At 60.5% G+C, this 22,723-nt stretch carries 20 protein-coding genes; 13 read left to right on the top strand and 7 right to left on the bottom strand.

Annotated features, from left to right (window positions below):
* Window positions 1–139 precede the first annotated feature (139 nt).
* On the top strand, window positions 140–1,846 hold the full coding sequence (locus tag ACRDT3_RS06550) for an ABC-F family ATP-binding cassette domain-containing protein (protein ID WP_431492208.1): 1,707 nt from the start codon (window positions 140–142) through the stop codon (window positions 1,844–1,846).
* A gap of 11 nt (window positions 1,847–1,857) precedes the next feature.
* Here the strand turns inward: ACRDT3_RS06550 and ACRDT3_RS06545 are convergent, their stop codons facing one another.
* Both ACRDT3_RS06545 and ACRDT3_RS06540 read right to left on the bottom strand, forming a co-directional pair.
* Window positions 1,858–3,246, bottom strand: a complete 1,389-nt coding sequence (locus ACRDT3_RS06545; protein ID WP_431492207.1) for an FAD-binding oxidoreductase — start codon at window positions 3,244–3,246, stop codon at window positions 1,858–1,860.
* A complete protein-coding gene (locus ACRDT3_RS06540; RefSeq protein WP_431492206.1) occupies window positions 3,243–3,998 on the bottom strand; it encodes an SDR family NAD(P)-dependent oxidoreductase in 756 nt (251 codons plus the stop codon). The genes ACRDT3_RS06545 and ACRDT3_RS06540 overlap by 4 nt, the downstream gene beginning before the upstream one ends.
* 82 nt (window positions 3,999–4,080) lie before the next feature.
* On the opposite strand from ACRDT3_RS06540, the gene ACRDT3_RS06535 reads away from it, so the two are divergent.
* The 4 genes from ACRDT3_RS06535 (at window position 4,081) to ACRDT3_RS06520 (ending at window position 8,423) form a co-directional block, all read left to right on the top strand.
* Window positions 4,081–4,548 (top strand): MarR family winged helix-turn-helix transcriptional regulator, encoded by a 468-nt coding sequence (locus ACRDT3_RS06535; RefSeq protein ID WP_431492205.1) that lies wholly within the window; start codon window positions 4,081–4,083, stop codon window positions 4,546–4,548.
* Between the two features lie 119 nt (window positions 4,549–4,667).
* Window positions 4,668–5,609: an NADP-dependent oxidoreductase gene (locus ACRDT3_RS06530; RefSeq protein ID WP_431492204.1), complete on the top strand. Its 942-nt coding sequence runs from the start codon at window positions 4,668–4,670 to the stop codon at window positions 5,607–5,609.
* A 24-nt stretch (window positions 5,610–5,633) separates the two neighbouring features.
* A complete protein-coding gene (locus ACRDT3_RS06525; RefSeq protein WP_431492203.1) occupies window positions 5,634–6,317 on the top strand; it encodes an NADPH-dependent F420 reductase in 684 nt (227 codons plus the stop codon).
* A 216-nt stretch (window positions 6,318–6,533) separates the two neighbouring features.
* Window positions 6,534–8,423 (top strand): FAD-binding monooxygenase, encoded by a 1,890-nt coding sequence (locus ACRDT3_RS06520; protein WP_431492202.1) that lies wholly within the window; start codon window positions 6,534–6,536, stop codon window positions 8,421–8,423.
* 238 nt (window positions 8,424–8,661) lie between these two features.
* Here ACRDT3_RS06520 and ACRDT3_RS06515 read toward each other — a convergent pair whose 3' ends face one another.
* On the bottom strand, window positions 8,662–9,024 hold the full coding sequence (locus ACRDT3_RS06515) for a DUF488 domain-containing protein (protein WP_431492201.1): 363 nt from the start codon (window positions 9,022–9,024) through the stop codon (window positions 8,662–8,664).
* Window positions 9,025–9,291: 267 nt separating this feature from the next.
* Between ACRDT3_RS06515 and ACRDT3_RS06510 the strand changes: the two genes are divergently transcribed.
* From ACRDT3_RS06510 to ACRDT3_RS06495, 4 genes are all read left to right on the top strand, one after another.
* The gene (locus ACRDT3_RS06510; protein WP_431492200.1) at window positions 9,292–9,744 is read left to right on the top strand and encodes an FHA domain-containing protein; all 453 of its coding nucleotides are present in this window, start codon (window positions 9,292–9,294) and stop codon (window positions 9,742–9,744) included.
* A gap of 74 nt (window positions 9,745–9,818) precedes the next feature.
* Window positions 9,819–10,574 (top strand): transcriptional regulator FtsR, encoded by a 756-nt coding sequence (ftsR, locus tag ACRDT3_RS06505; protein WP_431492199.1) that lies wholly within the window; start codon window positions 9,819–9,821, stop codon window positions 10,572–10,574.
* A 40-nt stretch (window positions 10,575–10,614) separates the two neighbouring features.
* A complete protein-coding gene (locus tag ACRDT3_RS06500) occupies window positions 10,615–11,097 on the top strand; it encodes a bifunctional nuclease family protein (RefSeq protein WP_431492198.1) in 483 nt (160 codons plus the stop codon).
* 242 nt (window positions 11,098–11,339) lie between these two features.
* Complete coding sequence (locus tag ACRDT3_RS06495; protein WP_431492197.1) at window positions 11,340–11,933, top strand: MerR family transcriptional regulator; 594 nt, start codon at window positions 11,340–11,342, stop codon at window positions 11,931–11,933.
* 93 nt (window positions 11,934–12,026) lie between these two features.
* On the opposite strand, the gene ACRDT3_RS06490 is transcribed toward ACRDT3_RS06495, so the two are convergent.
* Window positions 12,027–12,842, bottom strand: coding sequence for a ParA family protein (locus tag ACRDT3_RS06490; protein WP_431492196.1), 816 nt, complete (start codon window positions 12,840–12,842; stop codon window positions 12,027–12,029).
* Between the two features lie 351 nt (window positions 12,843–13,193).
* On the opposite strand from ACRDT3_RS06490, the gene ACRDT3_RS06485 reads away from it, so the two are divergent.
* Window positions 13,194–16,646: a pyruvate carboxylase gene (locus tag ACRDT3_RS06485; RefSeq protein WP_431492195.1), complete on the top strand. Its 3,453-nt coding sequence runs from the start codon at window positions 13,194–13,196 to the stop codon at window positions 16,644–16,646.
* 100 nt (window positions 16,647–16,746) lie between these two features.
* Window positions 16,747–17,289, top strand: coding sequence for a hypothetical protein (locus ACRDT3_RS06480; RefSeq protein WP_431492194.1), 543 nt, complete (start codon window positions 16,747–16,749; stop codon window positions 17,287–17,289).
* Here the strand turns inward: ACRDT3_RS06480 and ACRDT3_RS06475 are convergent.
* The 3 genes from ACRDT3_RS06475 to ACRDT3_RS06465 all read right to left on the bottom strand — a co-directional run bounded on the left by ACRDT3_RS06475 (window position 17,262) and on the right by ACRDT3_RS06465 (window position 20,391).
* A complete protein-coding gene (locus ACRDT3_RS06475) occupies window positions 17,262–19,073 on the bottom strand; it encodes an AMP-dependent synthetase/ligase (protein ID WP_431492193.1) in 1,812 nt (603 codons plus the stop codon). The two genes, ACRDT3_RS06480 and ACRDT3_RS06475, sit on opposite strands and share 28 nt — an antisense overlap.
* 113 nt (window positions 19,074–19,186) lie before the next feature.
* Window positions 19,187–19,621 carry a hypothetical protein gene (locus ACRDT3_RS06470; protein ID WP_431492192.1) on the bottom strand — a complete coding sequence of 145 codons (435 nt, stop codon included), beginning with the start codon at window positions 19,619–19,621 and terminating at the stop codon, window positions 19,187–19,189.
* Window positions 19,618–20,391, bottom strand: coding sequence for an alpha/beta hydrolase (locus ACRDT3_RS06465; RefSeq protein ID WP_431492191.1), 774 nt, complete (start codon window positions 20,389–20,391; stop codon window positions 19,618–19,620). The genes ACRDT3_RS06470 and ACRDT3_RS06465 overlap by 4 nt, the downstream gene beginning before the upstream one ends.
* Window positions 20,392–20,526: 135 nt before the next feature.
* Here ACRDT3_RS06465 and ACRDT3_RS06460 point away from each other — a divergent pair, with 135 nt between their 5' ends.
* Both ACRDT3_RS06460 and ACRDT3_RS06455 read left to right on the top strand, forming a co-directional pair.
* Window positions 20,527–21,198, top strand: coding sequence for a lysophospholipid acyltransferase family protein (locus ACRDT3_RS06460; protein ID WP_431492190.1), 672 nt, complete (start codon window positions 20,527–20,529; stop codon window positions 21,196–21,198).
* An 80-nt stretch (window positions 21,199–21,278) separates the two neighbouring features.
* Window positions 21,279–22,673, top strand: coding sequence for a class II 3-deoxy-7-phosphoheptulonate synthase (locus tag ACRDT3_RS06455; protein WP_431492189.1), 1,395 nt, complete (start codon window positions 21,279–21,281; stop codon window positions 22,671–22,673).
* The last annotated feature ends 50 nt before the right edge of the window (window positions 22,674–22,723 follow it).

Below are 22,723 nucleotides of genomic sequence, written 5' to 3'. Positions count from 1 at the left end.
TCCATTTCCTCTAGGCGGTAACCAGTGTTGAGCCTTGCTCCGCTAACGCCATTTCCCCAGCACCTTCGTGGTGCCCGCCAACCACCAGCGCCGCCGCATGCCCCAACGGTATGGAATCGGTGCTAGGCAGGAAAGTCCCATGACCCAGTCCCAAGATATGCGCCAGCCCGATCGGCGCGAGCAGGAAACCGAACCGGATTACGTCTGCTCATTGCAAGGCATCGCCGTCAGCTTCGGCGAACGAGATGTCCTGACCGGCATCGATCTGGCAATTTCTGGTACCGACCGCATCGCCGTGCTTGGCGATAACGGTTCGGGAAAATCCACGCTGATGCGGGTGATTGCAGGCAATCTCGTGCCCGACCACGGGCAGCGGAAGATGAACGCGCCCGGTGCGATTGCCTATGCTGCGCAGAACCCGCGCTTCGCCCAAGGGATGAGCGTGCAACAGGTGATCGATTCCTACCATCAACGCTTCCGCGAACTGGAAACCTTGATGCGCGTCATTTCGAATAGGCTCAACGACGCCCCGGAGGCGGAAGCCGAACGCCTCATGCAGCAGCTGCAGAAAGTCACCGATCTTTATGAGGCCGCCGACGGCTATTCGCTGGCCCCGCGCCTGGATAGTGCTTTGCAACAGCTGGGCCTGGGGGAGCTGGACCGCCAGCGGCCGGTTGCGCAGCTATCTGGCGGGCAGTCTTCACGCCTCGCAATGGCCTGCGTGCTGTGCTCGGGTGCGCAATTGATCCTGCTCGATGAACCGACGAACGACCTGGACGAGGCGGCCATGAACTGGCTGGAGCGCACCCTGGAGAAGCATCGCGGTGCGCTGGTGTTGATCAGCCATGACCGGATGTTCCTCAAGTGCTTTGCCCGTTCCATCGTTGAGGTCAGTGACGGGCAGCTCTCGCACTACGGCAATGGCTATGACGGATACCTGCACGCCAAGGAGCAAGAACGAACCGCGATCCGCGTCGCCTACGATAACTGGGTCCAGGAGCTTGAGCGTTCACAGAACTTGGTCGACAGATATGCCTCCCGCGTCGCTGCCATTCCGCGCAAGCAAGAAAAATCCAGTTTCGGGCATGGCAATTTCCGGGCCCGCGATTCCAGCCATGGATCGACGTCGAAGATCCGCCAAGCCAAATCCCGGATCGATGAACTCGAAACCCACCGGGCACCCCAGCCGGCAGCCGAGCTGGCCTTCGCCATGCCCGGCAGCACCCCAGGCCAAGCCGGCGGCGGAACACTGCTGCAGGTGATGAACGCCCAGCGCAGCTCCGAGCCGAAACTGTCCACCGCAAGCTTCGACATCAAGCTCGGCGAGCGTTGGCTGGTCACCGGCCCCAATGGTGCTGGCAAATCCTCATTGCTCAAGATGCTTGCCGGCGAACTGGAATGCACCGAGGGGCGGATAGAGCGCGCTGCCAACTTGCACTGCGGTTGGCTACGCCAGGAAGTCGGTATTCTTCCTGGCGACAGCCTGATCGAAGCCTTCGCCTTGGCCACCGGACAGTATGTCCAGGACGCCGGTGCGTCCCTGGCCAAACTGGGCCTGTTTGCGCCGCAGGATTTCTTGCGGCATCCCATGGCGCTTTCGGTGGGCCAGCGCCGCCGCCTCGAACTGGCTATTGCGGTCAGCACCAAGGCGCAGATGCTGTTCCTGGACGAGCCGACGAACCATCTCTCGCCGGCCCTGGTGGAACAGCTGGAGGCCGCGTTGGTGGACTATCCGGGAACCGTGGTCACGGTGAGCCACGACCGGCGCTGGCAACAGAAAATGCGCGAGCATTCGGTGGTGCACCGGCTCGGGGTCAAAGCAGGACGCGTCGAGCTGATCAGGTAGCGCTCGGGGATCTAGCTTCGCAGATTCAGCCCGCCATCAAACAGATGCTGCGGGTCAGCGCTCTCGGACAGGGCCTTCAGCCGGGTTCCGGTCTGCCCAGGCCAGGCGAGCTCGGCAGCCGAACGGCGAACATCCGAAGAGTATGCGCCGTACGCTCCGGTGCCCAGAACCTGCAGGGCAGCGAACGACTGATCCTGTTCGGCGATGCCCAATGGGTGGATCCAGGTAGCTGCCAGCACTTCTTGATGGCGCGACCCCCAGGCGGTGGCGTGCGCTGGAACCCGTGCCACGGCACCGCCCAAGGCACGCAACTCGCCGACCAGGGTGGCCCGGTGGCCCAATGACTGCGCCATGGCATCGCCCAACTGATCATCCGCATGATCAACCAGGACATCACGCATTTTGATGCGCTGCTGACCGGCATGCGGTGAATTCGGGGCTGGCACGATCCGCGGATAGGGCACAAGCTCGGTGCGGGAGTCGTGAAGCTGGGCAAGGCCCAGGGCCTCGCGCAATACCGGCGCTGCCGAGTCCTGGCCATCGCCAGCCCAAACATTGCGCGCCTGGACTGCGTGCTGTCCATCGCCCAATGCCTGCACCATCAGGAAGCTTTCCAGCTCATCGGGTGACTGGCGCACCCACTGGCCCCAATCACCGGTAAATTGAGGCAGCGAATCGGTCAGGTAGGTCAGTTGCTGGTGGATGATGCTGGCGTCGCCTGCGGTAGTGCGCAGATCGGTGGCCGCAAACTCAAAGGCGGTGACCACTCCGGCATGGGTCGCGCCTCCGCGCACGGCCCAGAATAATTCAGGCTCATGATCCCTGTCGACCCAGCGGATCGTTCCGTCGGCGGTGACCAATCTGGCCCGCACCATGGAATCCAGCGTCAGTCCCTGGGAACGGGCGAAGTAGCCGATGCCGCCGGCCGTCGCCAGGCCGCCGACGCCGGTATCGCCAAAGTTCCCGCTGCTGATGACCAGGTCTTCGGCTGCTAGCTGTCCGGCAATTTGTCCCCAAGTGGCTCCGGCACCCACTCGGACCAGGCCAAGTTGCGGATCGAGCATTTCAAAGTGCCGCAGGGCGGAAAGATCCAAGATGATGCCACCGGTATTCGTCGAGGTGCCGGCGATGCCGTGGCCTCCGGATCGGATGCTGAATTCAACGCGGGTTCCCGATTGCTCCCGGAGCAGCGCCGCATAAAGTACTGCTTCCTGTACATCCGATTCGGTTCGGGCCTTGATAATCAGGGCCGGTGCGCCAACAGACATGTAGCTGGAACGTTCCATGGCATAGCCTGCAAGCTGCTCGGTGATCGCGCGCCCGGCCAGCGTGCCCGGAAGTCCGGGCCAGCCGGCGGGCAGCACCAGATCGTGCGATCGTGCCAGGTGGTTGGTATTCATGCTGCTAGTTCCTTCATCAGCTGCGCCGCGGCCTGCGAGGTGCGAAGCTTGTAGTGGGCCGAGGGGTGCTCGGGGCGGGCGGCCAGGGCCGCGGTGATCGAGCCGAGTTCTTCATTGGTGATCCACTGCGGATCTACCCATGGGCGTTCGCGGGTTGCCACTGGTCCGAGCTCGTGGGCGAAGACGCGGCGCTGGGTTCCGGCTTCGGCGCTGAGCACCTGATGCATCATCAAAAGTCCTGCTTGCTCCATGTTGATGATCGATGCGCCGGGAACCGGGGTCGTAGCGCTCCCGCCAAGGACGAGATGGTAGGTGCCTGCTGACACCAGCCGGGGGAGCCAAGCACGCACATTTGCGACGTGGGCGGTGGACAGATCGAGGTTGAAGCGCTGCCATTCCGATTCGGTGACTTCCCACAGCGGCTTTCCCTGCCACCAGCCGCCGATAGCAGCGATCACATCGGTAACTTCGCCGAATTCGTCGGTGATGCGCTGGGCCATGCCGGTCGCGGCGGTGAAAGTGGTGTATTCGCCCACGACCAGTTCCAGATTTGCGGTGTCGATGTCTTCGAGGTGGGCCAGCAGTTCCTTGCCGCGGCTTTCAGTGCGGGTAGGAATGATGACTTCGGCGCCGGATGCCAGCCAGGAACGGACGATTCCCTCGCCGACCCGACCGGTTCCTCCGAGGATCACCACGCGGTGCGCGTTCAATGCTGGCTGCTGGGTGCCCAGTTTGCTGGCGATGCTGGTCATTTTGCTTCCATGCCTTTCATCCGTGTACTAGAATCAATTACTGTAACTACAGATACTTTGATCCTATTCCCGGGAGGCATTCATGGGCACCGAATTGAATGATCGGCAGGAGATCTGGCGTGGCCTGCTCTATGGGCAGCGCTCGATGATGCTGCGCCTATCGGTTGAGCTCAAGCGGGACTTCGGGTTGAACAGTGCGCAATTTGAAGCACTGCTATACCTCTGGGAGGCGAAAGCGAACCGCTTGCCAGCCACCCAGCTGTCCAATCAGCTGCTCTACAGCTCCGGCTCGGGGTCGCACCTCATCAGCAGGCTTGAGCAACTGAATCTGGTGCGTCGCGACCGTGATTCCCAGGATGCGCGCATGGTCGTGGTCTCGCTGACCGATGCGGGTCTTGATCTCATAGGCAGAGCCCGAGCCGCGCATATCGAATCCCTGGCCGAGGAATTCGATCAGCTGATCGGGGATGCTGAAGTTCCGGTACTGCTGGACTTTGCGCGCCGACTCGCCCGGCATGAAGGCGTCAGCTCGCAGCCTTTCTCCGGCTAGCCGCGTTGCATCCCGCTGGCCCAACGGATTTGGGCCAGCGGGAATATCCTTGGAAATTTATCTGTTATTACAGATATATCAACGGGAAGCACTTGAGAAGTAACGAAGGAAGGAAAGCCATGAAGCAGAATTTTCGCGTCGCTGTGGCCAGGCAGTTCGGAGCCCCGGAAGTCATCAATATCGAAAACCATCCACTGCAGCCACTGGCTGCGGGCGCGGTTCGCGTGGCGGTGCGTGCCGCGGGCCAAAATCCGGTGGATGCCCGTCGCCGGGCTGGCAACTTCGGTGGCCAGGTGCCCATGCTCTTCGGTACCGAATTCGCCGGTGTTGTCCATGAATCAAATGACCCGAAATGGGCTCCTGGCGATGAGGTGGTGGGCTGGGGCGCCATGGGGGCCGATGCGGATCTGGTCGTCACCCCGGGGGACAAGCTGGCGGCTAAACCCAGGCAGCTGCCGTGGGCCGTGGCTGGCGGGCTAAGTGGTGCCGGGCAGACGTCGCTGACAGCTCTTGCCGCACTGGAACTGGAACCTGGAAATGTGATCCTGGTGCACGGAGCGGCGGGTGGCGTAGGAAGCATGCTGGTGCAGCTCGCAATGCATCAAGGCCTGGTCGTCATTGGTACCGCCGGAGCAGGCAATCAAGAATACCTGCGTCAGCTAGGGGTTCTTCCTGTCGTCTACGGACCGGGCCTCACCGAGCGCGTGGCCCAGGCCGCGGAAGGCCGGGCAATTGCCGCGTCCATCGATTTAGCCGGAAGCATGGAAGCCGGTGACCTGGCCCGTGAACTTGCAAGTGGTGGAGCGCAGTGCATCACGCTGGTTCCTGAGACCTGGCAATCGCATGGCCTGCCACTGGTGAGCGTGAAAGCCAGCGCGCAACGGTTCGCAGAGCTTGTGCGCTCCTATCGGGATGGCGGCCTGCGGCTGCAGGTGAACACCCTCGATTTCAAGGATGTCGTGCAGGCTCATCGCCAAATGGATGCCAAGCATTCGCGCGGAAAGCTCGTCTTGGAAATGAGCGACAACCCCTACCTCGCCAACAGCGGCGACGCGGCCTAGCTGCCGCTAACGAAAGGCATGAACATGGCTTCAATAGCACTGATCGGACCGGGCCGACACGGAACCGCCATCGCGGAACTCTTCGCCTCGCATGGGGTAGACGTCGTGATCTACCACCACCACGCGGCCAAGGCCGAAGCGGCCGCGCAAAAGATTCGAAAGGCCGCGGTGGACGCGCAGGTGCAGGTGGCCGCCGACCTCGCCTCGGCTGTGGAAGGCCAAGAAGTCGTTGTCTTGACCACGCTCTGGGATCAGCCGCAACGCGAGGTCCTGGCCGAGCTGGGCTCCAAGCTGGCAGGTAAGGTGCTGCTCGATGTTTCAAACCCCCTGGACGTGACACTCGCGGGAATCGTTCCGCGCTCGCCGGCTGAGGGGTCGGCAGGCCAATTCGTGGCTACGCTGCTGCCGCACGGTGCAGGGCATGCCAAGGCGTTTTCGAATTTGGCCACTGCGTTCATTCGTGAGGGAGCGGATCGGGAACCGCCGGCGATCCTGCCATTTGCTGCGGACTCCGCTGCCACGGCCAGCGTCATCCGCCCCTACCTGTCGGCCACCAAGTGGAAGCCGTGGCTGGTCGGGGATATCTCGGCATCGCGCGACTTGGAGATTGGCGGGAAGTTCAACGCGGTGCAGGGAGCTTACGGGCGTTCGCAACTTAATGAAGAGCAGATGCTGGAGTATGCCGGACCCGAGTGGGAGCATCGGTAGTAGCTGGCATCAGTGATGGGCCCCGGCGCGACATTGTTGCACCGGGGCTTTGCCCGCATCTGCGGTCCCTGGGGCCGTGGGGTGCAGCTTACGTGAACTTGTGTGTGAGCTCACAGATTGTATATGATTAGTGTGCGATAAAAGAGCGTGGCGTTCTAATATCGAACATACAATTTATTGACTGAGGTCATCACAGGGAATTGGGGGGATGAAACGGTGCAGTTTCACCACAACGGATACATTTCAGCAGATCCACGGGTGCAGCCAGCGGCTGGCGCAGGCATGAACCGTCCCATCGAGATGCCGGATGAAATGGATGTGCTGATCGTCGGTGCCGGTCCCGCCGGGATCATCACCGCTGCCCAGCTTTCCCAGTTCCCTGATGTGCACACCCGCATCATCGACCGGCGCCCCGGCCGCCTTGAAATCGGCCAGGCCGACGGGATCCAGTCACGCACGGTGGAGACCTTCCAAGCTTTCGGTTTTGCCGAGCGCATCACCGCCGAGGCCTACATCATCAAGGAAACCACCTTCTGGAATCCTGATCCGCAGAACCCAGAGCAGATCATCCGCAACGACCGCACCCCCGATGATCCAACCGGCGTCAGCGAATTCCCGCACCTCGTGGTCAACCAGGCGCGCGTCATTGACTACTTTGCTGAATTCGCGGCGAACTCCCCAGCTCGCACCGTGCCGGACTACGGGTGGGACTTCAAGGAACTGGTCGTTGAAAACGGCGAAGAATACCCGGTAAAGGTCACCCTGAGCGGCTGCGGCAAGAGCAATGGCGGCATTGAGCGTGTAGTGCGCGCCAAGTACGTGGTCGGTTCCGATGGTGCTAGAAGCAACGTCCGCCGCTCGATCGGCGCGAAGCTCTCCGGGGACAAGGCCAACCACGCTTGGGGCGTCATGGACACCCTGGGCCTGACCAACTTCCCGGATGTGCGCACCAAGTGCGCCATCCACTCGAAGGCCGGCTCGATCCTGCTGATCCCACGCGAAGGCGGGCAGCTCTTCCGCCTCTACGTCGACCTGGGCGAAGTCCCGGAAGGGGATAACGGCAAGGTCCGCGAGACCCCACTGGAAGAAATCATCGAGCGCGCCAAGGCGATCCTGAATCCCTACACCCTCGAGGTCAAGGACGTCGCGTGGCACAGCGTCTACGAAGTAGGCCACCGCCTGGCAGACCGCTTCGATGATGTGCCGGTGGAAGAAATAGGTACCCGCGAGCCACGCGTGTTCATTACCGGCGACGCCTGCCACACCCACTCGGCCAAGGCCGGCCAGGGCATGAACGTATCCATGCAGGACGGGTTCAACCTGGCCTGGAAGATCGGCTACGTGCTCTCGGGCCAAGCTCCGGAAAGCCTGCTGCGCACCTACTCGGACGAGCGCAAGGTGATTGCCAAGGACCTGATCGACTTCGACAAGAAGTGGTCTTCCATCATGGCAGCTACTGCAAAGGAGCTTGAAGGCCAAGAAGGCGTTGCCGAGTTCTACGTACGCACTGCCGAATTCCCTGCGGGCTTCATGACCGAGTACGCTGCATCTGCGCTGATCGCCGGCAAGGATCACCAGGAACTGGCTGCCGGATTCCCCGTGGGCAAGCGCTTCCGCTCTTCGGAGGTCATGCGCCTGGCCGATGCCAATCCAAAGCACCTGGGCCATCACCACCGTGCCGACGGCCGCTACCGCATCTACGTCTTCGCTGATCAGCATCCGGTGGGGCAGTCCCAGAAGGTTGCCGACTTGTCGAGCTGGCTGCTGGAGGATGCGCAGTCTCCACTGGTCCGCTTCACCCCGAAGGGTGCCGACGCCGATGCGCTGTTCGACATCAAGGTGATCTACCAGCAGGACTACACCACGATGAACGTAAATGACGCGCCGAAGGTGTTCCGTCCGGACACCGGTGAATTCGGCCTGATGGATTACGAGAAGGTCTACACCACTTTGGAAGGTTCGGACATCTTCGAGGAGCGCCAGATCTCCCGCGATGGCGCGATCGTGATCGTGCGTCCAGATATGTATGTCGCCAGCATCCTGCCATTGGATGCCGCCAACGAGCTGGCCAGGTTCTTCGAACCGATCCTGCTAGAGCAGCGCTAGGCGGCGCGCTCAGTCCACAAGACACCGATGGCACCGCGAGTATCTCGCGGTGCCATTCGATTTCCAGCGGCAAGGCGTCGCTTCGAGATGCGGAATATCTTCTGGCATGACGCGGTTGAACCCTCAAGGGAAAGAATTTCGATGAAAGGTGCCACGGTGAGCCAGAAATTCAGCTTTGACCTTCAGCAGATTGTTGAATCGGATATGGTGTGCGCCGACGGCGTGTGCTTCGTGCCGCCTACGGGCCCGAGAGCTGATCCAGCAGATAGTCACGCAACACCACAGCATGATTAACCTGCTCATTTTTTGCTCCGTAGACAAAGGTGACCACGCGATGACGATCCAGCAATTCCAGGAAGTCATCGACAGCAGGGTTCTGATTTAACTCGGCGCGATAGTGCTGCGCAAATTCATCAAAGCGGGCGGTATCGTGATCCCAGCTTTTGCGAAGCTCGGTGCTCGGTGCGATGCCCTTGGCCCAGTGGTCCAGCAGGAGCTCAGCCTTGCTCTGCCCGCGCGGCCAGAGCCTGTCAACCAGGATCCTGTAGCCGTCCTCGGCGCTGGGCGCAGTGTATACACGCTTGAGAAGTATCTTCGTCATGATTCACCTGAAAGTTTCTGATTTAGCCTTGCATCGCATTCTTCTGTGGGAAAGGATCGAAGTGTTGGCGATGCCAGTGCATCATCGTCTCTATTGGCATCTTGCCACACTGGCAATACCTTGCATCGGAAAATATGTACTTTTCTGTTATCAGTTGGGCAGTGAGTAGGCTAATCTGTAAATAGTTTGGTATTACTGACTGTGCCAACGTAGAACACAAGGTCGTCATGCACGAACTGTTAACAGAATTTTCTGGAGGACCCCATAATGTCGGAACATCGGCCGGTTGACCCGCACAACGAGTCTGCCTCTGAGACGACCAATATCGCTCTTCCTGCGGTGCACAAGGGTGCTGAACCTTCGGTCATCTACACCCTGAGTGAAGATGAGAAAAACGCAGTTAACGCCCTACCAACTGGTTCTGCGCTGCTGATTGCCCATTCCGGACCAAACAAGGGCGCACGCTTCTTGCTGGACACCGATGAGAGCATCGCAGGTCGCCATCCGAACGCAGATATCTTCCTGGATGACGTGACCGTTTCGCGTCGTCACGCCAAATTCTCCCGAGCGGGCGAGCGTTTCACGCTCAGCGACATCGGATCGCTGAATGGTACGTACATCAATGGAGACCGTATCGACGAAATCCCATTGAGCACTGGTGTGCAGGTTCAGATCGGCAAATTCCGCCTGAATTTCTACCAAAGCGTTCCGAACCTTTAAGCTAGTAGAGTTCTAGGTTTTGTCCGCCGGCGTCTGGCACGCCGACATATCCATACATCCGAGGTGTAGACCCTTTGCCGATCTTTGACGCAGCCCGCAGCCCACGTCTCGAGGCTCAACGCCACGAGACCGTCCGGCAGGCCGCGTTGAACATCGGCGAAGTGCTCTCGGAACTCAAGGATGAGTTCCCACGCGTCACTGCGTCCAAGATCCGCTTCCTGGAAGACAAGGGACTGATCATCCCGCAACGTACCTCCGCTGGATATCGAAAGTACTCCGCATCGGACGTGAGCCGCTTGCGTTTCATCCTTTCGGTTCAGCGCGACCAGTACCTGCCGTTGAAGGTCATCAAGGACCACCTTGACTCGGTGGATCGCGGTGAAGCGCCAGCAGCATTGCCTGGGGGAGCCCCGGTGGCACCGCAGGCGGTCAATGATGACATGACTGAGGCTGTGGAGCGGAAGACCCGTTCGGTGTCCTTGGCTGAACTGCAGGGGCTGACCGGTGCCAGCGAGGAGCTCATTGGCGAATTGATCAAATTCGGCTTGGTTGAACCGCTTGCTGGCCTGTTCGATGCCAACAGCATCAAGGTCACCAAATCGGCGGTTCAGCTGGCGGGCCATGGCGTTGAACCTCGCCACCTGCGACAGTTCCGTACCGCAGCCGATCGCGAGTTCTCGCTGATTGAATCGATTGTCGGCAACGAACTGAAGAAGCCTGAAGTGTCCGCCCGTGCCCGCGCCGCGGAAGAGGCCCAGGAAATCTCGCGCCAGTGCCTGGAAATTCACGAGGCCCTAGTGCAACGTGCTATTTCCCAACTAGATCGCTAGGCTGAATTCCAACAGGCAACCACAACTCTAAGGGGCTAGCATGCTGGAACTGGAGTTTGCCGGAATCCGTATTCAACTGCCGGCGAATCAGCCGCTGTTGCTGCTCAAATATCCAGAGAGAAATCTCTACCTTCCGCTCTGGATAGGTGCGCCCGAAGCCTCGGCCATTGCAATGTCTGAACAAGGGCTCACTCCACCTCGGCCGATGACCCATGATCTACTGATCAGCGTCATTGAAAGCATGGGCGTGAAGCTTGAACGGATCGAGATAATTTCGGTGCACAATGCGGTGTTCGTTGCCGAGCTAGTCCTTTCCAACGGCAAACGCGTAGATTCTCGTTCCTCGGATGCCGTCGCCCTCGCCGTGCGCGCGCAGTGCCCGATCATGTGTGCCGAGCACGTCCTGGAAGAAGCTGGCGTGGCAATCGAGAACGAGACTGCCGGCGAAGAAGCACCCGAAGAGCAGTTGCGGGAATTCCGTGAATTTTTGGACAACATTGATCCAGAAGATTTCTCTTCGTAGAAATCGCGCGTTTGGTTTCAGTGAAATATCGGCCTTGAATTGGGTAATTCCGCAAGCCCACGCGACACGCCTTAAAGTTAAGCTTGAAGGTCTTTGACCATTAGTGGTTATCGCCGTACCGTCTTTGCATAGGGACATTTAAAAAGAGCTGTATTTTGATGGTCATCACTCGCATCTGCGCGGTTCTAATTCGGTCCCTGGATACTCGTTTAGGAACGTGCTGACACGCAAGGAGCAATTGGATGGAGTCTCGCCAGACTGGGCCTCAATATGGGGTCGACGGTGGCAACAAGCAATCCAGCACCCAGGGATTGCTCTTCACCGATGACCTGCCTGAGCTGGATGAACATGCAGGCTACCGCGGTCCAATTGTGTGCAAGGCGGCAGGCATTACCTATCGCCAGCTCGACTACTGGGCACGTACCGGCCTGGTAGAACCTGCAGTGCGCGGAGCCAAGGGCTCTGGCAGCCACCGACTCTACTCTTTCCGGGATATCCTCGTGCTCAAGGTCGTCAAGCGGCTGCTGGACACCGGAGTGTCACTTCAGCAGATCCGTTCGGCAGTTTTGCACCTGCGTGAGCGCGGTGTCGAGGACCTTGCCCAGATCACCTTGATGAGCGATGGAGCTTCAGTCTACGAATGCACCAGCGCCGATGAGGTCATCGACCTCGTCCAGAAGGGCCAGGGCGTGTTTGGCATCGCCGTGGGCCGTGTCTGGCGCGAGGTGGAAGGTTCCCTTGCCCAGCTGCCTTCTGAGAGCTCGGTGCAGCAGACCCTGCCAGAAGACGAATTGGCTGCCCGCCGCGCTGCCAAGGCAGCGCGCAACGTCGGCTAGGGCTGGCGGAGAATTTAGTACTTAAATAATTGACCGGATCTTCCTTCAAGGAAGATCCGGTCAATTGCTTATGTCGCTATTCGTATCCGGGGCCTAGGTGTTGTTCGGGCCTGCTGCAGACATGACTTCCTTGAGCAACGCGTCGAACTGTGCCAGCATCGGTGCAGTAGCTTTCGAAGGCCACTGGTGTACCGAGTACGCGGCACCTTGGATCTGCTGCCATTCAGGGTGCTCGGGAATCTCGGGCTTGACCATGGACTCCCCGAACATCTGGCGCATTTCGCCCAAGCGGAAGGTGTGCTCTGCCGAGTCCTTGCGGACGCGGTTGGCGACAACGCGTACCGGTCCCAGAGACGGAGCGAATTCACGGCGGAAGAGTTCCAATGCGCGCTGGGTGCGCTCAGTGCCGGCGACAGAGAACAAGCTGGGTTCTGCGACCAGCACGAGCTGATCCGAAGCGCTCCATGCCATGCGGGTCAAGCCGTTCAGCGATGGCGGGCAATCGATGAGAACCAACTGGTAACCGCTGGTGCGGCTCAAAAGCTGTGAGAGGCGGCGCAGGTCGCGGGTCCGCAGATCTGGCCGATCGTAGATGCCGGTGAAAGCGTCGCCTACGGCAACATCGAGCACTGGAATGCGGGTACGGGATTTCTTCTCTGCTGCCTTTGACTGCCAAGCGCTGGCGACAACCTGATCTTGCAGGCGGGCGCGGCGAGCGTTCTTGAGCATCTGCCCAATTGGCTGCTTCCCATTAGCTCGGACTCCAAGGCCAGTGCTGGCATCCGCATGGGGATCCAGGTCAATGACGAGAGTCGGAATGCCGGCGGCAAGTGCTGCTGAAGCCAATCCGAGTGTCACGGAGGTTTTTCCTACGCCACCCTTGAGGCTGCTGATGCTCACTACGTGCACGGACCAGACCACGCCTTTCACTGTTCGTTAGTTTAAACGTCCCACCGAATTTTTAGTCTCTCATCATCATAGTGTGCCGACCCGCGTTTCTCCGACTTTGCAACGTCAGTTTTTGCCATTAGGCACAAGTTAGTGATTAAAACTTCAAAGATCCAATTATTTCATGTGGTCTGACCACAAGACGAAATGTTTGGACGTTCTGGAGAATCCCCGTGTAGGGTGTTTCACAGAAGTGGCAAATGCTTGCTGCTTTTCGAGACCCGACACGCTGGGGTGGCGGGCCTGCACCTGAGGGAAACAGTCCTGAATGTGCCGTTGAACCAGCGTGTAATGATTCGATGTAGGGACACTATGTTTGAAAAGATCTTGGTCGCCAACCGCGGTGAGATTGCAATTCGTGCCTTCCGTGCCGGCTACGAGCTGGGCGCAAAGACCGTTGCTGTCTACCCACATGAAGATCGCAATTCGATCCACCGCCAGAAGGCCGCAGAGGCCTACCAGATCGGCGAAGAGGGCCACCCGGTCCGCGCCTACCTGGATATCGACGAGATTATCCGCGTTGCCAAAGAAGCCGGCGCGGACGCAATCTACCCGGGCTACGGTTTCCTCTCCGAAAACCCTGACCTCGCACGCGCTGCCGAAGCAGCAGGCATCAAGTTCATCGGTCCAAAGGCGGACGTGCTTGAACTGGCCGGCAATAAGGTAGCGGCGCTGAAGGCCGCCCGCGAGGCAGGCATTCCGGTACTGGAATCCTCCGAGCCAAGCGATGACGTTGATTACCTGATCGCCGAGGCCGATCGCATTGGCTTCCCGATCTTCGTCAAGGCTGTCGCCGGCGGCGGCGGCCGCGGCATGCGGCGCGTCGACAAGCGCGAAGACCTGCCAGAGCTGATGGGCGCAGCAATGCGCGAAGCAGGCACCGCATTCGGAGACCCAACCGTCTTCCTGGAACAGGCAGTGCTGCGTCCGCGCCACATCGAGGTGCAGATCCTCGCCGACGAGCAGGGCAACATTGTCCACCTGCATGAGCGTGACTGCTCGCTGCAGCGCCGTCACCAGAAGGTTGTCGAAATCGCTCCAGCGCCAAACCTGGACGAGTCGATTCGCCAGGCGCTGTTCCGGGACGCCGTGAAGTTCGCGCAAACCCTGGGCTACCAGAACGCGGGTACCGTCGAATTCCTCGTGGATACCGTCGGCGACCGCGCTGGGCAGCACGTATTCATTGAAATGAACCCGCGCATCCAGGTTGAGCACACGGTGACCGAAGAGGTTACCGACATCGACCTGGTGCAGGCGCAGATGCGCATCGCCTCTGGCGAGTCGCTGAAGGACCTGGGCATCAGCCAGGACACCATCCAGGTGCGTGGCTGGGCCTTGCAGTCCCGCATCACCACCGAAGATCCAGCCAATGGCTTCCGCCCGGATGTTGGAACCATTACGGTGTACCGTTCGGCCGGCGGTTCGGGCGTCCGCCTGGATGGCGGCACGATCTACACCGGCGCCGAGGTGTCCCCGCACTTCGACTCGATGCTGGTCAAGCTCACCTGCCGTGGCCGCGACTACCAGACGGCGGTGGCTCGCGCCCGCCGTGCGCTGGCCGAGTTCCGCGTGCGTGGTGTGGCCACCAACATCCCGTTCATCCAGAATGTGCTCAGCGACCCGCAGTTCCTGGCCGGTGATGTCGCTACCGACTTCATCGACTCGCGCCCGGATCTGCTCACCGGCAATGAGTCCCAGGACCGCGGTACCAAGGCATTGAACTTCCTGGCCCATGTAACGGTGAACCAGCCAAATGGCAGCCGTGTCGAGGGAATCGACCCGCGCAAGAAGCTTCCTGCATTCCCGGGCGACAAGTCCGACGAGCCAGAGCGTTCGCCATTCGATGGCCCATCCAAGTCCGCAGTGCCGGCCGATGGCTGGCGCCAGAAGCTGCTGGATCTCGGTCCGGAAGGATTCGCGAAGGCACTGCGCGAGTCCAAGGCTGTGGGCATCACCGACACCACCTTCCGCGACGCGCACCAGTCGCTGCTGGCCACCCGCGTACGTACCCGAGACCTGCTCGCGGCAGCACCGGCCTACGCGCACAACGTCCCGCAGCTGTTCTCCATGGAAGTCTGGGGCGGCGCCACCTACGACGTTTCCCTGCGATTCCTGGGCGAAGATCCATGGAAGCGCCTGGAGCTGCTGCGCGCCGAGCTGCCGAACATCCCGTTGCAGATGCTGCTGCGCGGGCGCAACACCGTGGGCTACACCCCGTACCCAACCGAGGTCACCGATGCTTTCGTGAAGGAAGCTGCGGCCGCCGGCATCGACATCTTCCGCATCTTCGATGCGCTCAACGATGTTTCGCAGATGGCCCCGGCCATCAAGGCGGTACGCGAAACCGGCACCGCGGTAGCCGAAGTGGCCCTGTGCTACACCGGCAACCTGCTGGATGCCAACGAGAAGCTGTACACCCTGGACTACTACCTGGAGCTGGCACAGCAGATCGTCGACGCCGGCGCGCACATCATCGCGATCAAGGACATGGCCGGCCTGCTGCGCCCAGCTGCAGCAACCAAGCTCGTCACGGCCCTGCGCGAACGCTTCGATCTGCCGGTGCACCTGCACACCCACGACACCTCCGGCGGTCAGCTGGCCACGTTGATGGCTGCCATCGACGCCGGTGTGGACGCCGTAGACGTTGCCAGCGCGGCCATGGCGGGCACCACTTCGCAGCCTTCGGCCTCTGCACTGGTCGCGGCGCTGGAATTCACCGAACGTGATCCCGGTCTGTCACTGGATGCCGTGGCATCGCTGGAACCGTACTGGGAAGCAGTGCGCGCCATGTACAAGCCATTCGAATCCGGACTGCCAGCGCCAACCGGCCGTGTCTACCAGCACGAGATTCCAGGCGGCCAGCTTTCGAACCTGCGCCAGCAGGCCATTGCACTGGGCCTGGGCGAGCGTTTCGAAGCCATCGAGTCGATGTACGCCTCGGTCAACAACATGCTCGGCAATGTGGTCAAGGTGACTCCATCGTCCAAGGTCGTCGGCGACCTGGCGCTGCAGCTGGTGGGCTCCGGAGTTCCAGCTGCGGACTTCGAATCGAACCCGCAGAACTACGACATCCCCGACTCGGTCATCCAGTTCCTCTCGGGCGAGCTGGGCAACCCTCCAGGCGGCTGGCCAGAACCATTCCGCACCAAGGCGTTGCAGGGTCGCAATGTCAAGGCACGTGTCGAGGACCTCTCGGCAGAGGACTTGGCAGCGCTGCAGGCGGATTCGGACACGATCCGCGGCACCCTGAACCGCTTGCTCTTCGCTGGCCCAACCCGTGACTTCGAGAAGTCGGTGGAGAACTACGGAGATTTGTCCGTCCTGCACACCCGCGACTACCTCTACGGCCTGATTCCAGGCTTCGAGCACGTCATTTCGCTGGGCACCGGTGTTCGCCTGCTGGTCAGGCTGGTATCGGTATCGGAAGCCGACGAGAAGGGCCTGCGGACCGTAATGGTCAACCTCAACGGCCAGTCCCGTCAACTCAAGGTCCGCGACGAATCGGTAGAATCCACCGTGAAGTCCGCGCCGAAGGCCGATCCGAACAACAACGGCCACGTCGCTGCACCATTCGCGGGAGCGGTGACCGTGAACGTCAAGGTCGGCGACCTGGTCGAGGCCGGCCAGTCCGTGGCCACCATCGAAGCAATGAAGATGGAAGCTGGCATCACTGCCAACGCGGGCGGCGTGGTCAGCCAGGTAACCCTGAATGGCACCAGCCAGGTGCAGGGCGGCGATCTGCTGCTGGTGATCGAACCGAAGTAGCAACCGCTGTACCCAGAGCACAGGGGCTCGTGACCAAGGTTGCGGGCCCCTGCGCTCTGCCGCAAATAATCGTGCGAACCACAAAGCAAAAGGAGCTGTGATGCGCGCAAACAAGATGAAGCCCGGGGCTGTGCCCGCCCAGCTGAGGCAGCAGGTTGCCGAGCTGGGATCCAAGGCCCAGCCGATCTCGGTACTGGTCTTTACCCTCGACACGCATCTTCCATTCTGCGAAATCGCAGAGCACCTGGCCGAACAATTCGGCGAACTGGATTGCAAGGCCAGGGTGGCCACGGCCGGACCGCAGCGCGTGCAATCGGTGATGGAAGGCAAATTCACCGGCATGAACGTGTTGGTGGTTGTGGGGGATACCAGCGCCGAATCGGAAGACCAGCTCATGGAATTGGTCGAATGGTTGCTGGCCAACGGCCGCAAGGACCTGGCCGAGAATCTGATCTACGCCGTGCTTGGCCACGAGCACCAGAACCATACCACCCCGGCATTCAGCCGGGTGGTACTGCCGCGCAGCTACTATGCCCGTACACAGCAAAGCGGCCTCAAGTTGCCTTGGGCCGCTTCAGCTCGCGAATCGTGGGAACTGGCTAATGCTGTGCTGGACTACGCAGTCGGCTTGGGCGCCGAGTAGATCTCTTCGATCACGGCCTCGTAGTCCTTGAGCACTACTGCACGCTTGATCTTCATCGAGGGAGTCAAATGACCGGTTTCCTCGGTGAAGTCAGCAGGCACAACGCGGAAGGACTTGATTGCCTCGGCCTTGGATACCGAGGTATTGGCCTTGTCGATCACCGCCTGCACGGTTTCGAGCACCTTTGGATGGGTCGATAGCTCGTCCAGCGACAGTTTCTGGTCCATCTGGTGACGGGCCAGCCAACCCGGCAAGGCTTCTGGGTCCAGGGTCACCAGGGCCGCAATGAACGAGCGGCCCTCGCCGATGACCACGCACTGGGAAACCAGCGCGTCGGCGCGGATCTGATCCTCAAGCAGTGCAGGAACCACGTTCTTGCCGCTAGCGGTCACGATGATTTCCTTCTTGCGCCCGGTGATCTTCAGGAAGCCATCAGCGTCGAGTTCGCCGATATCCCCGGTGTGGAACCAACCATCGGTGAAGGTTTCATCCTGCAGCTCTGGGCGGTTGCGGTAGCCTCGCATCACGCAGATGCCCTTGGTGAGGATCTCGCCGTCAGCGCCGATGCGCACAGCGTTGCCCGGCAGCGGCTTGCCCACGGTGCCGATCTTGATGCGGTCCAGGGTGTTCACCGTAATCGGCGCGGTGGTTTCAGTCAGGCCGTAGCCTTCCAGAATGGTCACCCCGATGCCGTTGAAGAAGTGGCCAAGACGCTCGCCCAGCGGACCGCCACCGGAGACAGCGTGGCGGATGTTGCCACCCATTGCGGTGCGCAGTTTCTGGTAGAGCAGGGCATCGAAGAGCTTGTGCTTCAGGTTCAGCGCCAGCGGAACCTTGCCCTCCTGCTTGGCGCGGGAGTATGCCACAGCGACGTCAACGCCGGCGTGGAAGATCTTGCCCTTGCCGCCATCTTCAGCCTTCAGCATGGCCGAGTTGTAGACCTTCTCGAAGACGCGCGGCACAGCGAGGATGAAGTTCGGCTTGAAGGACTGCAGGTCTTCGAGCAGATGCTTGACATCTGGGGTATGCCCGGTGCGGCAACCAGCGGCAATGTTGACTACCGAGATGAAGCGGGCGAAAACGTGAGCCAGCGGCAGGAACATGATGGTCGATGCGCCCGGGTAAACGGCACCAGGCAAGGTAGCCACAGCATTCTCCGCCAGTTCCACGAAGTTGCCGTGGGTCAGCTCGCAGCCCTTGGGGCGGCCGGTGGTGCCCGAGGTGTAGATGATCGTGGCGACGTCATCCAGTGCTGCGCCCGAACGGCGGGCTTCGAGCATCTGGTCATCGACGTTCCGGCCATCTTCGGAGAGCTGTTCCAGGCCGCCATCGAACTGCCAGACGTGATCCAGTCCGTCGAGCTGTTCCTGATGAGCGGCGCGGCGCACCACGGCTTCCTGGGCGGCGGCCTCAACGACTACGGCCTTGGCACCGGAATCGGAAACGATCCAGGCAACCTGGCTAGGGGAGGAAGTTTCATAGACGGGGACGGTGACGCAACCGGCGAACCAGATGGCGAAGTCAACCAGCGTCCACTCGTAGCGGGTCTTGGCCATCAGCGCGATGCGGTCGCCAGCCTCGATGCCATTGGCGATGAATCCCTTCGCAATGGCCCGGGCATCGGCAGCGAACTGCGATGCCGTGACATCATTCCACGTTCCGTCGGTCCCCGGCTTTGAGAACAATGCCGGGTTGGCCGCTGAATTCGCGTGGCGTAATAGCAGATCTGTAATATTCGACTGCTGTGGCGAATGAATGCGAATTGGCGAGCTGTATTCGCGCATCTGGTCTTCAACTCCTGAATCTTTGTGTGACCCCATTAGCAATGGCGGGTAATCCGCATCACATATTTATTACTATAGAGTAACCTACCGTGTTTTGTGCTCAAAGTCGTTTTCTAGACTTGAGCCCCATCATCTCCCGGATCGCGTTCAGTGGGAAGGCGTTTAAGCAAGTACGCGATTCCGAGCAGGGCAACGATTGCCAAACCGAAATAGATGAACACCGGAGCTGAACGGAAAAACAACACGCACAGCAGCAAACCAAGCGGACCGCCAGCGGCGCCGACCCAGGCGAGATTCAGCATCGGATCACCCGAACCCAGCGCGGCGGGTTCTTCTGGAACGAATTCTTCGGGGGTCTCCTCAGCAACATAGTCGCGTGGCCCGCGAACCGCAGCGGGCCCGGTGTTGAAGAGCTTCTCCAGTTTCGCCGCGCGCTCGTCGGCGCTGGGTTCGCGTGGTGCTGAGGCGTCGAGCTGGCGGAAATTTTCGACTAGCGCATCCCATTGCGGGTCATTCTGGTTTGAAGGATGGGCATCTTCTGGATTCATGCGCGCTCCTCCTTATGCTTCTGTTCCGTGGCGGCCAGCTGCGCGAAAAAGCGAGCCGATTCGTGGAAAATCTGCTCGGCATCGTAATCCAAGGTGGCTACGTGCTTGGAGTGCAACAGCATGTGGTGCTCGGCCAAGGTGCCCGAGTTCAAGCCCTCGACCAGTTCGCGCACCGACTGCTCTGAGACCACATTGTCAACGGTGGAACGGAAGAGCTGCACCGGGGCGTTCACCAGCTCCAGGCGCCGGCGGGTCTGGGCAAAGAATGCGCGCAGTTCGGCCACCGCTGCTACCGGCGTACGCGGGTAGGCCCCCTCATCGACGCCACGCTTGGCAATGTCATTGCTAATAGGGGCAACGCTGCGCACTACATGCTTGAGCCAAGGGGTGTAGGGCGCCATGGGGGAATCCACGACCAGGCCCGGATTGACCAGCGAAACACCGGCGACGTTGCGACGGGTCGCCAGATGCAGGGCCAGGGCGCCGCCCATGGAAAGACCAGCCACGAATACCTGCTCGTGCGTACGCGCGAGCCTGTCATAAGCATCTTCGGTGGCATGGATCCACTGGCGATAACCTCGACCGACCATATCCTGCCATTGCGTTCCGTGCCCTGGCAAAAGGGGGACATCAGTGTCGAACCCGGCCTGCTCCAAGGAAGCCGCCCATGGCCGCATGGAAGTAGGGGAACCGGTAAAACCATGGATCAAAAGTACTGCACGGGAGCGCTTGGGCTCGTCCAGCGGAGAATTGCCTGCATCAAGTTTCATCGTGATCCCTCCGGATTTCTGCCTTCACCTTCGAGCGTAGTGCACAATTGAATGGTGCGGAGTGCGCTTCGACCAGTAAGGTCGTGGTTTCTCTTCCCGCGTAGCTGGTCAACTAGAAGAAGGAATTTTCCCGCCGTGCTGTACGACTTCCTCAAGCGTTTCGCTGTCCGGCCATTGATACGAATTTTCTTCCGGGTCAAGATCCAAGGCATTGGCAATGTGCCTGAAACCGGTGCCGCGATCTTGGCTTCGAACCACTTGTCGGTGTGCGACTCGGTGTTCCTTCCAGCGGCGTTGGATCGCACCGTGATCTTCCTGGCCAAGGACGAGTACTTCAACGGCAAGGGCATCAAAGGCCGGATCACCGCGTGGTTCTTCCGCAACATCAACCAGTTGCCCATGGACCGTTCGGGCGGGCAAAAATCGGCCGCTTCACTGGCCAGTGCCAAGAACGCACTGGCGCAGGGGCAGGTGCTGGGCATCTATCCAGAGGGAACCCGTTCACCGGATGGCCGGTTGTACCGGGCCAAGCTCGGTGTCGCAAAGCTCGCCTTGGAGACCGGGGCGCCGGTGATACCAATTGCAATGATTGGCACCGACAAGGTCCAGCCAATCGGCCAAAGCCTGCCGCATCCCGGAAAGATCGGGATCAAGATCGGCAAGCCGCTGACCTTCGAGCACCTGAACGGAAAGTCCGCGAATCCTGAAACGCTTCGCGCTTGCGCCGACGAAATCCGCAAGGCGATCAATGTCCTGTCAGGTCAGAGCTACGTAGACATCTACGCTCCGCGCAAACCAAAGAAGTAGTAGCTCACTATTCGCAGTGTTACGGCGAGTTGTTACATTCGTCGCGGTCCTTTGCGCTCAAGCCACGTAGAATGGGCAAGGTGAGCGAAGAAAACCGAACCCCATTGCCAGGCTCCTCTGTAGCCGGCCCCGCCACCGATCCGCAACTAGATTTGTGGCGTGAACTGCCAATTGCCCAACAGCCGACTTGGCGTGAGCACAAGGACTATCAGTCCTCCATCAACGAATTGGGTTCGCGTCCGCCACTGGTATTTGCCGGCGAAGTCGATGTACTGCGCGAACGCTTGGCCGCAGCAGCCCAAGGCAAGGCCTTCTTGCTGCAGGGCGGCGATTGCGCCGAGACCTTTGCCGATGCGACCGCCGACAAGATTTCCTCGCGTGTTCGCACCATCTTGCAGATGGCTGTGGTGCTGACCTATGGCGCATCGATGCCGGTAATCAAGATGGGCCGCATGGCTGGCCAGTTCGCCAAGCCGCGCTCCTCGAATGACGAAACCCGGGATGGTGTAACTTTGCCGGCATTCCGCGGCGACATCGTCAACGGCTTCGACTTCACACCGGAGTCCCGTGCCCACGATCCAAAGCGCATGGTGCAGGCCTACAACACCTCATCTGCCACGCTGAACCTGATCCGCGCCTTCACCCAAGGCGGCTTTGCAGACCTGCGCAGCGTGCACTCCTGGAACAGCGGCTTCATGGCCAATCCAGCACACTCCGCCTACGAGCAGCTGGCCGGCGAAATCGACTCGGCCATCCGCTTCATGGATGCCTGCGGAGCTGACTTCGAGGCGCTCAAGCGCACCGAGTTCTTCGCTTCCCACGAAGCATTGCTGCTGGACTACGAGCGTGCCTTGACCCGTACCGACTCGCGCACGGGCTTGCCATACGACACCTCCGGCCACTTCCTGTGGATCGGTGAACGAACCCGTCAGCTGGACCACGCTCACGTTGACTTCCTTTCGCGCGTGCGCAACCCAATCGGCGTGAAGCTGGGCCCAACCTCGGATCCAGAAGACGTCCTGGCTCTGATCGACAAGCTCGATCCAAACCGCGAGCCGGGCCGCCTGACCTTCATCACCCGCATGGGCGCGAAGAATATCCGCGAGAAGCTGCCAAACCTGGTCGAGAAGGTCACCGCCTCCGGCGCCCAGGTGCTGTGGGTTACGGACCCAATGCACGGGAACACGGTCACCAGCCAAAATGGCTACAAGACCCGCAACTTCGAAGATGTCATGGACGAAGTCCGCGGCTTCTTCGAGGTGCATGACGCGCTGGGTACCTTCCCAGGTGGTCTGCATGTGGAGATGACCGGCGACGATGTGGCTGAGTGCCTCGGCGGAGCGGATCCGATCCGTGAGGAAGACTTCGACTCGCTGTATGAGTCGCTGTGCGACCCACGCCTGAACCACCGCCAGTCCCTGGAGATGGCCTTCTTGGTCTCCTCGGCACTGCAGAGCCGCAGCCGTAACCGCTAGCAGCTAGAAAATAATCCGGTTCCCGAAGCGGGAACCGGATTATTTTTATG

The sequence above is a fragment of the Glutamicibacter sp. genome (assembly GCF_050701915.1).
In the GTDB taxonomy this organism is placed as follows: Bacteria; Actinomycetota; Actinomycetes; order Actinomycetales; family Micrococcaceae; genus Glutamicibacter.
Note: the sequence above shows the minus strand (reverse complement) of the source record. Positions and strands in the feature narration are given on the sequence as shown.

What these genes read in the sequence shown, in the direction of transcription:
- ACRDT3_RS06550 (WP_431492208.1), top strand. Translation starts at nt 140, where the DNA reads ATGACCCAGTCCCAAGATATGCGCCAGCCCGATCGGCGCGAGCAGGAA.
- ACRDT3_RS06545 (WP_431492207.1), bottom strand. Translation starts at nt 3,246, where the DNA reads ATGAATACCAACCACCTGGCACGATCGCACGATCTGGTGCTGCCCGCC.
- ACRDT3_RS06540 (WP_431492206.1), bottom strand. Translation starts at nt 3,998, where the DNA reads ATGACCAGCATCGCCAGCAAACTGGGCACCCAGCAGCCAGCATTGAAC.
- ACRDT3_RS06535 (WP_431492205.1), top strand. Translation starts at nt 4,081, where the DNA reads ATGGGCACCGAATTGAATGATCGGCAGGAGATCTGGCGTGGCCTGCTC.
- ACRDT3_RS06530 (WP_431492204.1), top strand. Translation starts at nt 4,668, where the DNA reads ATGAAGCAGAATTTTCGCGTCGCTGTGGCCAGGCAGTTCGGAGCCCCG.
- ACRDT3_RS06525 (WP_431492203.1), top strand. Translation starts at nt 5,634, where the DNA reads ATGGCTTCAATAGCACTGATCGGACCGGGCCGACACGGAACCGCCATC.
- ACRDT3_RS06515 (WP_431492201.1), bottom strand. Translation starts at nt 9,024, where the DNA reads ATGACGAAGATACTTCTCAAGCGTGTATACACTGCGCCCAGCGCCGAG.
- ACRDT3_RS06510 (WP_431492200.1), top strand. Translation starts at nt 9,292, where the DNA reads ATGTCGGAACATCGGCCGGTTGACCCGCACAACGAGTCTGCCTCTGAG.
- ACRDT3_RS06500 (WP_431492198.1), top strand. Translation starts at nt 10,615, where the DNA reads ATGCTGGAACTGGAGTTTGCCGGAATCCGTATTCAACTGCCGGCGAAT.
- ACRDT3_RS06495 (WP_431492197.1), top strand. Translation starts at nt 11,340, where the DNA reads ATGGAGTCTCGCCAGACTGGGCCTCAATATGGGGTCGACGGTGGCAAC.
- ACRDT3_RS06485 (WP_431492195.1), top strand. Translation starts at nt 13,194, where the DNA reads ATGTTTGAAAAGATCTTGGTCGCCAACCGCGGTGAGATTGCAATTCGT.
- ACRDT3_RS06480 (WP_431492194.1), top strand. Translation starts at nt 16,747, where the DNA reads ATGCGCGCAAACAAGATGAAGCCCGGGGCTGTGCCCGCCCAGCTGAGG.
- ACRDT3_RS06475 (WP_431492193.1), bottom strand. Translation starts at nt 19,073, where the DNA reads ATGCGCGAATACAGCTCGCCAATTCGCATTCATTCGCCACAGCAGTCG.
- ACRDT3_RS06470 (WP_431492192.1), bottom strand. Translation starts at nt 19,621, where the DNA reads ATGAATCCAGAAGATGCCCATCCTTCAAACCAGAATGACCCGCAATGG.
- ACRDT3_RS06465 (WP_431492191.1), bottom strand. Translation starts at nt 20,391, where the DNA reads ATGAAACTTGATGCAGGCAATTCTCCGCTGGACGAGCCCAAGCGCTCC.